At 74.5% G+C, this 8,402-nt stretch carries 2 protein-coding genes; both read left to right on the top strand.

Features of this window, described 5'->3' with window-relative positions; genetic code table 11:
• The first annotated feature begins 63 nt into the window (after positions 1-63).
• On the top strand, positions 64-7,005 hold the full coding sequence (locus ACZ4K2_RS36840; protein WP_467770020.1) for a type I polyketide synthase: 6,942 nt from the start codon (positions 64-66) through the stop codon (positions 7,003-7,005).
• Between the two features lie 60 nt (positions 7,006-7,065).
• A partial coding sequence (locus ACZ4K2_RS36845) for a type I polyketide synthase (protein ID WP_467770021.1) occupies positions 7,066-8,402 on the top strand: 1,337 nt, incomplete at its 3' end.

The following is an 8,402-nucleotide window of genomic DNA, read 5'->3' on the forward strand; positions in this document are numbered from 1 at the left end:
GTGGTGTCCAACGTGTTCGGTCGGGTGGCGTCGGCGGGGGAGTTGACGGATCCGGGGTACTGGGTGCGTCAGGTCCGTGAAACCGTCCGCTTCGGCGCGGGGGTCACCCACCTGCTGACCCAAGGCGCGACCATCTTCCCCGAGTTGGGGCCTGACGGCGTCGCCTGTGCCATGGTCCGGGAGGCCTTCGCCCCGAACCCCGAACAACAGGCGCCCACCACCGTGCCGTTGCTGCGGCGCAACCACCCCGAGGCGAGCAGCGTGACCGGGGCACTGGCCGCCCTGCACACCGAAGGCATCCGCGTCGACTGGGCCGGGAACCTCGCCGCGCGCGGCGGACGGCGGGTGGAGTTGCCGACGTTCGCCTTCCAGCGGCAGCACTACTGGCTCACGAGCGAACAGCCCGCCACCCCCACCGGCCGTTACACGATCCGCTGGCAGACCGTCGCCGAACTGCCGACGGCCAGGCTCTCCGGCGACTGGTTGCTGGTGTCCGGCGCCGGAGACGGTCTCACCGCAGGGTGCGCCGAGGCGCTGGAGGAGCGCGGTGCACGCGTGACGCACCTGACCGTCGAGCCCGACGCGCTGCACCGCGAGGCGCTCACCGCACTCCTGGGCGAGCACACCGGCGTCGCGGGTGTCGTGTCACTGCTGGGCCTGAACCCGAACCACTCGACCGACGCCGGCACCGTGCCCTCGGCGCTGGCCGGCACGCTCGCCCTCGTCCAAGCCCTGTGCGACCTCGGCATGGACACCCGGCTGTGGACCCTGACGCAGGGCGCGGTGACCACCGGCGCCTCCGACGCCGTGCGCCACGCCGGAAAGGCCCAGGTCTGGGGTCTTGGCCGTACCGTCGCCCTGGAGCACCCCGCGCTGTGGGGCGGGCTGGTCGACCTGCCCGCCGTGCCCGACGCGTCGGCCTGGTCCCGGGCCGTGGCGATGATCGCGGGCGGTGCCGAGGACCAGATCGCCGTCCGCGCCTCCGGCATCCGGGTACGGCGGCTGGGCGCCGCGCCCGCTGACCGCGCGGCCACCGACTGGCAGCCTGCCGGGCGGATCCTCGTCACCGGCGGCACGACCGGTCTCGGTGCCCGGGTGGCACGGTGGGCGGCCGAGCGCGGTGCCGGGGAACTGGTGCTGGTCAGCAGGCGTGGCGCCGCGACGCCCGGTGTCGACCGGCTGGTGGCGGAACTCGGGGAACTCGGTGCCCGCACGACCGTCGCCTCCTGCGACCTCGCCGACGGCGACGCCCTCGCCCGGCTCGTCGCAGGAGTGGAGGCCGACGGCGAGCCGATCCGGGCCGTCGTGCACACTGCGGGGCTCGCCCAGGACTGCCCCGTCCTCGACACCGACCCGCTCCTGTGCGCGGACGTCATCGCCGGCAAGGCGGTGGGCGCCGCGCACCTCGACACCGTGTTCGGCGACCGCCCGCTCGATGCGTTCGTGCTGTTCTCCTCGGTCGCCGGAGTGTGGGGCGGCGGCGTCCAGGGCGCCTACGCAGCCGCCAACGCCGCGCTGGACGCGCTCGCCGAGCAGCGCAGGGCGCGCGGGCTGGCCGCCACCTCCATCGCCTGGGGCCCGTGGGCCGAGGAAGGCATGGTCGGCGCGGAAGACGACGTGCGACGGCTGGCCCGCCGCGGATTGCGCCCGCTGACCACGGACGCGGCACTCGCCGCGCTCGCCCAGGCCGTGGGGCGCCCCGAGGCGACGGTCGCCGTGGCCGACGTGGACTGGGAACGGTTCACCACCGCGTTCACCGCGCTGCGGCCCAGCCCCCTCCTGAGCGCGCTCCACCCACCCGCCGCATCCGCGCCCGCGCCCGCCACGCCGAAGGACGCCGCTCTCGCCCGCCGCCTCGCCGAGGCCCCTGCCGCGGACCGGCCTGCGCTCGCCCTGCACGCCGTCCGTGCGCAGGTCGCGCAGGTGCTCGGGCACGGCTCGGCGCAGACCGTCGACGCCGACCGGGCCTTCCGCGACCTCGGCTTCGACTCCCTGACCGCCGTCGAACTGCGTGACCGGCTCGGCGCGCTGACCGGGCTCCAGCTCGCCGTCACCACCGTGTTCGACCACCCGACCTGCGCCGGGCTGGCCGCGTACCTGTGCGAGGAACTCGCACAGGACGGACCGGCCCAGCACCGGCAGGGCGCGGCCGTCGCTCTCACCGCCTCCGACGAGCCCATCGCGATCGTCGGCATGGCCTGCCGCTACCCTGGCGATGTCGACTCCCCCGAGGACCTGTGGCAGTTGGTCGCCGACGGCGGCGACGCCATCGGCCTCTTCCCGGCCGACCGGGGCTGGGACCTCGACCGCCTCTACCACCCCGACCCCGACCACCCCGGCACCACCTACACCCGCCACGGCGGATTCCTCACCGGCGCCGCCGACTTCGACGCGGGCTTCTTCGGGATCTCCCCGCGCGAAGCCACCGCCATGGACCCCCAGCAACGGCTGCTCCTCGAGACCTCCTGGGAAGCCTTCGAACGCGCCGGAATCGACCCGGCGACCCTCGCCGGAACCGCGACCGGCGTCTTCGTCGGCGGCTCACCCTCCGGTTACGCGACCGGAGCGCGCGCAGGCCAGAGCGCGGAGGGCTACGCGCTCACCGGCAGCGCGGGCAGCGTCCTGTCCGGGCGCCTCGCCTATACCTACGGCCTGGAAGGCCCCGCGGTGACGGTGGACACCGCGTGCTCCTCGTCCCTGGTCGCCCTGCACCTCGCCGTGCAGGCCCTGCGCCGGGGCGAGTGCTCTACGGCCCTCGCGGCGGGCGTCGCCGTCATGGCGGTCCCCACGGGATTCGTCGAATTCAGCCGGCAGCGCGGGCTCGCCGAGGACGGCCGCTGCAAGTCGTTCGCCGCGGGCGCCGACGGCACCGGCTGGTCCGAGGGCGCCGCCGTCCTCGTCCTCGAACGGCTCTCCGACGCCCGGCGCGAGGGGCACCCGGTCCTCTCGGTGGTCCGTGGCTCCGCCGTCAACCAGGACGGCGCCAGCAACGGGCTCAGCGCGCCGAACGGCCTCGCCCAGCAGCGTGTGATCCGACTCGCCCTCGCCGACGCGGGACTGACACCGGACCAGGTCGACGCCGTCGAGGCGCACGGCACCGGCACCACCCTCGGCGACCCGATCGAGGCCCACGCCCTGATCGCCGCCTACGGACAGGACCGGCCCGCCGGACACCCCCTCCGGCTCGGCTCCGTGAAGTCCAACCTCGGTCACGCGGCAGCCGCCGCAGGGCTCGCGGGCATCGTGAAGACGGTCATGGCCCTGCGCCACGGCACCCTCCCGAAGACCCTCCACGTCGACAGCCCCTCACCGCACATCGACTGGTCGGCCGGCGCCGTGGAACTCCTCACGGAAGCGGCACCCTGGCCGGACACCGGCAGGCCCCGCCGCGCCGGGGTGTCCTCCTTCGGCATCAGCGGCACCAACGCCCACGTGATCCTCGAACAGGCTCCCCCCGCCGCCGAGGAGGCCCCCGAGGAGCGACCGCACCCCGACACCTCGCTGCCCTACCTCCTCTCCGCCGACAGCGCACCCACCCTGCGGGCCGTCGCAGCCCGCCTGCGCGGGCATCTGCTGGACCACCCCTGCCTCGCCCCCGCCGACGTCGCGCACTCCCTCGCCACCACCCGCGCCGTCCTGCCCCACCGCGCGGTGGTGATCGCCCGCGACCGCGACACGCTCCTGCACGCACTGGACGGACTCGCCGACGGCGCGGCACGCCCCAACGTCGCCGAAGGCACCGGGCCCACCCGCGACCGCGTCGTGTTCGTCTTCCCCGGCCAGGGCTCCCAGTGGCCCGGCATGGCCGCCGAACTCCTCGCGGAATCTCCCCTGTTCGCCGAGCACATCGCCCGTTGCGAGACGGCCCTCGCACCCTACGTCGACTGGTCCCTGACCGCCGTCCTGCGCGACGCCGACGAGGCCACCCTGAACCGCGTGGACGTGGTGCAGCCCGCCCTGTGGGCGGTGATGGTCTCCCTCGCCGCACTCTGGAGCGCCCACGGCATCCGGCCCGCCGCCGTGGTCGGCCACTCGCAGGGCGAGATCGCCGCAGCGGTCGTCGCGGGTGCGCTCACCCTCGACGACGGCGCCAGGATCGCCGCCCTGCGCAGCAAGGCACTCCTCGCTCTCTCCGACCGGGGCCTGATGGCGTCCGTCGCGCTGTCCCACAGCGAGGCCGCCGAGCACGTCGCCGTCTCCGACGGACGGCTCTCCCTCGCGGCGGTCAACGGCCCCGGCCAGGTCGTCGTCTCCGGCGACCCCGACGCCGTACGGGCCCTGGCGGCCGGCGCCGAACGCTCCCGCATCCTCCCGGTGGACTACGCCTCGCACTCCGCACACGTCGAGGAGATCCGCGACCGGCTCCTCGCCGACCTCGCGGACCTCCGGCCCACGACCGGACACGTGCCGTTCCACTCCACCGTCACGGCCGGCCCGCTGGACACCGCCGGGCTGGACGCCGAGTACTGGTACACGAACCTGCGGCAGACGGTCCGCTTCGAGGAGACCGTGCGCGGCCTGCTGGAGCAGGGGCACGACACGTTCGTCGACCTCGGCCCGCACCCCACCCTCGTCACGCCGGTCCAGGAGATCGCCGCGTCCCCCGGCACCGAGAACGCGGTCCTCGGCAGCCTCCGGCGGGGCGCGGGCGGCCTCGACCGCTTCCTGCTGTCCGTGGGCGAGGCCACCGCCCTCGGCGTCGTACCCGACTGGAGCACCGCCCTCGCCGCTCACCGCCCCACCACCGTCGACCTGCCCACCTACCCCTTCGCCCGGCGCCGCTACTGGCTCGACGCGACCGACGGCACACCCGCCGCCGACCACGACCCGGCCGAGGCCCACTTCTGGGAACTCGTCGAAGGCAGGGACCCCCAGGCACTCGCCGACCTCATCGGCGGACCCGAAGGACAGCCCTGGCACACCGTCCAGCCCACCCTGCGCGCCTGGCGCCGGCACACCCGCGAGCGCCGCACCGCGGACGGCCGCCGCTACCGCGCCCGCTGGCAGCCCGCCCCCGGCCTGACCGCCGACCCCGGCGCCCCGACCGCCTGGCTCGCCGTCGTACCGGCCGCACTCGCCGCCGACGAGGACACCACCCGGCTGATCGCCGGCCTGGCCGACCGGGGCCTGAAGGTCGACACCGTCACCGTCGACCCCGCCCGCGCCGACCGCGCCGACCTCACCGACCGCCTCCGAGACGCCCTCCCGCGGGAACCCGGACGCGTCGGCGTCCTCTCCTTCCTCGGACTCGACCCCACCCCCCACCCCCACACCCCGCGGATCTCCGCCGGCCTCACCGGCACCCTCCTCCTCACCCAGGCCGTCACCGACCTCACCGCCGAGACCCGCCTGTGGTGCCTGACCCGAGGCGCCGTCGCCGTCGCCGAACCCGCTCCGAACGCCCCCGAACAGGCCCGGATCTGGGGACTCGGCCGAGTCGCCGCCCTCGAACTGCCCGACCGCTGGGGCGGCCTGGTGGACCTCCCCGAACACCCCGGCCCCGACGACGCCGACCGGCTGCGCCAGGCCCTCACCAACGCGGCACACGAGGACCAGCTCGCCCTGCGCCCCATCGGCACCCATGTCCGCCGCATGGACCGCGCACCCCTCCCCACCACCGACCCCGTACGCGACTGGCGCCCCACCGGCACCGTCCTCGTCACCGGCGGCACCAGCCCCCTGACCGTCCGGCTCACACGCTGGCTCTCCGAACGCGGCGCCGAACACATCGTCCTGGCCGGCCCCATCGACCCCGACACCGCCACCGCCGCCGAAACCGCACTCGACGAGACGGGCACCCGCCTCACCCTCGCCCCCTGCGACCTGACCGACCGGCAGGACGTCACCCGCCTCCTGGACCGCCTCCACACGGACGACCAGAAGATCACCGACCTGGTGCACACACCCGGTGACCCCGGCCTCGCCCCCCTCGACGAGACCGACCCCACCGCCCTCGCGCAGGCCCTCGCCGCCACCGCCCACAGCGCCCTCCTCCTCGACGAACTCCTCGATCCCGCCGCGCTGCGGACCGTCGTCCACTTCTCCTCCGTCGCCGCCTTCTGGGGCAGCGGTGAACACGCGGCCTACGCCGCCGCCTGCGCCCATCTCGATGCCCTCGCCGAACGGCACCGCGCCCGGGGTCGCCACGCCCTCTCCGTCGCCTGGCCCGTCTGGGACCTGCTCACCGAGACCCCCACCGCCGACGACCCCGGCACGGCCCGCGCCCTACGCCGCATCGGCCTCGGCGGCCTCAGCCTCATCGACCCGGACCACGCCCTGGACGCCCTGCGGGCAGCCCTCGACCACGACGACACCTGCGTCACCGTCGCCGAAGTCGACTGGCCCGTCTTCACCCGCGCTTTCACCGCCCGCCGCCCCAGCAGGCTCCTCGACACCCTCCCCGAAGCCCGCGCCGCCCTCGCCGCACTCGACGAGGAAGCCCGCGACGCGGCCGACGCCGCCGACGAACTGCGCCGCGAACTGGGCACCCTCAGCGTCCCCGACCGCGCACACCGCCTCCTCGAACTGGTCCGCGAGCACACAGCCGCCGCCCTCGGCCACGACAGCCTCGACCAGATCCGGCCCGACCGCGCCTTCAGCGAACTCGGCTTCGAGTCGATCACCGCCGTCGACCTGCGCAACCGCCTGAGCCGCCGCACCGGCCTCACGCTGCCCGCAACCCTCCTGTTCGACCACCCCACCCCCCTCGCCCTCGTCGACCTCCTCCTGGCCGAACTCCTGGAGGACGGCATGGCGGACACCGCCTCCCTGCACGCGGAGATCGACCGCCTCGCCACCGGCCTCGCCACCGCCACCGTCGGCGACACCGACCGGGCCGGCATCACCAAACGCCTTCAGACCCTCCTGGCCACCTGGACCGCCACTCCCGACGCCGGCCCACGGCAACCCGAGACCCGCACCGTCGCCGACGAGCTCGAAACCGCCACCGACGACGAGATGCTCGCCTTCATCGACAAGTTGCGCCGCGATCCCTCGGCGGGCTGACCCCCCCCGTACGCCGCCCCCGCACCACGAACACCACGACCCCAGTTCCGGAGGACTGCCGTGGCCAGTGAAGAGACGCTTCGTGAATACCTGAAGTGGGCCACGGCCGAACTCCACGATGCCCGCCGGCGCATCGAGGAACTCGAGACCGCCGAGCCCGTCGCCATCGTCGGCATGGCCTGCCGCTACCCCGGCGACATCGCCTCCCCCCAAGACCTGTGGGACCTCGTCACCCGTGGCGAGGACGCGATCGGACCCCTCCCCGACAACCGGGGCTGGGACCTCGACCGCCTGTACCACCCCGACCCCGACCACCCCGGCACCACCTACACCCGCCACGGCGGATTCCTCTCCGACGTCGCCGGCTTCGACGCGGGCTTCTTCGGGATCTCCCCGCGCGAAGCCACCGCCATGGACCCCCAGCAACGGCTGCTCCTCGAGACCTCCTGGGAAGCCTTCGAACACGCCGGAATCGTCCCGGCCACCCTGCGCGGCAGCCGCACCGGCGTCTTCATCGGCACCAACAACCTCGAGTACGGCTGGACTTCCGGCCGCATACCCGACGAATACGCCGGACACCTCACCACCGGCACCGCCGCCGCCGTCGTCTCCGGCCGGCTGTCCTACCTGTACGGCCTCGAAGGGCCCGCCGTCACCCTGGACACGGCCTGCTCCTCCTCCCTCGTCGCCCTCCACCTCGCCGTCCAGGCCCTGCGCGGCGGCGAGTGCTCGCTCGCCCTCGTCGGGGGCGTCACCGTCCTTTCCTCACCCGGTCAGCTTCTCGGGTTCAGCGCACAGCACGGGCTGGCCCCCGACGGACGCTGCAAGGCGTTCGCCGAAGGCGCCGACGGCATGGGGCTCGCGGACGGCGTCGGGCTGCTCCTCGTCGAGAAGCTCACCGACGCCGAGCGGAACGGGCATCGGGTGCTCGCCGTCGTACGAGGGTCGGCCGTCAACCAGGACGGCGCCAGCAATGGGCTCACCGCTCCCAACGGGCCCTCCCAGCAACGGGTGATCCGGATGGCGCTCGCCGACGCGGGGTTGTCGGCCGCCGACGTCGATGCCGTTGAGGCGCACGGTACCGGGACGACGCTCGGTGACCCGATCGAGGCCCAGGCCCTCATGGCGACCTATGGACAGGGCCGGCCCGCTGACCGGCCGTTGTGGCTCGGGTCAGTCAAGTCGAACATCGGGCACACCGGGGCGGCGGCGGGGGTTGCCGGGCTGATCAAGGCGGTTCAGGCGATTCGGGCGGGGGTGTTGCCGCGGACGTTGCATGTGAGGGAGCGGTCGACGCGGATCGACTGGTCCGCGGGTGGGGTGGAGTTGCTCACCGAGGCGCGGGAGTGGCCTGAGGTGGGGCGTCCTCGTCGTGCGGGTGTGTCGTCGTTCGGGAT

Source organism: Streptomyces sp. NPDC025833, from assembly GCF_055558055.1.